The sequence below is a fragment of the Burkholderia sp. 9777_1386 genome, from assembly GCF_015712265.1.
Classification (GTDB): Bacteria; Pseudomonadota; Gammaproteobacteria; order Burkholderiales; family Burkholderiaceae; genus Burkholderia; species Burkholderia cenocepacia.
On record NZ_JACCQB010000128.1, the window covers coordinates 1 to 1,186 of the forward strand.

General features: G+C 61.6%; 1 protein-coding gene. It reads right to left on the minus strand.

Going from position 1 to position 1,186, the window contains the following annotated elements:
* Positions 1-27: 27 nt before the first annotated feature.
* Positions 28-972, minus strand: a complete 945-nt coding sequence (locus H0X91_RS34660) for an IS110 family transposase (RefSeq protein ID WP_062884729.1) — start codon at positions 970-972, stop codon at positions 28-30.
* Positions 973-1,186: the final 214 nt, after the last annotated feature.

A 1,186-nucleotide genomic window follows, 5' to 3' on the forward strand; every position in this document is an offset into this window, starting at 1 on the left:
ACAGCAACCATCTTGAGACAGCCCATGTCATGCGCAATTGAAATCCGGCTGCCAACGCTCGCCAGTGCGAGCGATGGCGTTGAGCGTGATGAGCAGCTTGCGCATGCATGCGACGAGGGCGACCTTCTTGGGTTTGCCGGCGGCGACGAGTCTCAGATAGCAGGCGCGAATGAGTGGATTGAAGCGCGTGGCGACCAGCGCGGCGACGTAGAGTACGCGTCGCACGCTGGCACGGCCGCCAAAGATATGACGCTGCCCACGCAGGGTGCCCGAATCGCGATTGATGGGCGCCAGTCCCGCAAGACTGGTGATCTGCTTGCGAGTGAGGTGTCCGAGTTCGGGCAATTCCGCGATGAGCGTGCTGGCGGTGGTCGGGCCGACGCCCTTGACCGATTGCAGCAAAGCCGACAGATCGGCATAGCGCTCCTGAAGAACGCGCTGTATGTCGTTATCGATGTCGGCCAACTGAGCGAGCAAGGCCTCGATCATGGCTTCGATACTTGCACGGGCGCGCTCGTGAGCGACGGCCAGACGCTGCCGCTCGGAGACGAGCATGGCAACGAGCTGGCGCCGTCGCGCGACAAGTGCGACGAGTTCACGCTGCTCCTGACTGGCCAGCGCACGTGGTTGATGTCCCTGGGCATGCAACACGGCGGCAAACTCGGCCAATGCCCGTGCATCAAGGCGATCGGTCTTGGCCAGCCGCCCCATGGCTCGAGCGAAATCGCGCGCTTGGCGGGGATTGATGACGGACACGGGCAACCCGGCGCCGGCCAGCGCTACCGCGCAGGCCCGTTCGTAGCCGCCCGTGGCTTCAAGTATGACCAACGTAACGGTCTTGCGCCTGAGCCAGCGCAACAGCTTCGCGTGCCCGGCTTCAGTGTTCTCGAACGCATGCGTCGAGGTGTCCGAGCAGCAGACTTCGACACTGTCCTTGGCGACATCGATACCTACGAAAACCGGTTGGCTCATGTTCATCGGCTCCCAGCCTTATAGATGCGAAATGAGATCAATCAACCATTCGGGATGGCGTTAAACGAGGCAGCCACGACACGCCTTGAGCTGTGATTCGAGCTTAACGGCTCGCAGGAGACACAAGCTGTGCCGTAGCCGCCAACCGGCAAAGCAGCGCGCCAAACGGCGCGCCACCACTGAAGTTTGAAGCAAATCGAAGATATAAGGAGAC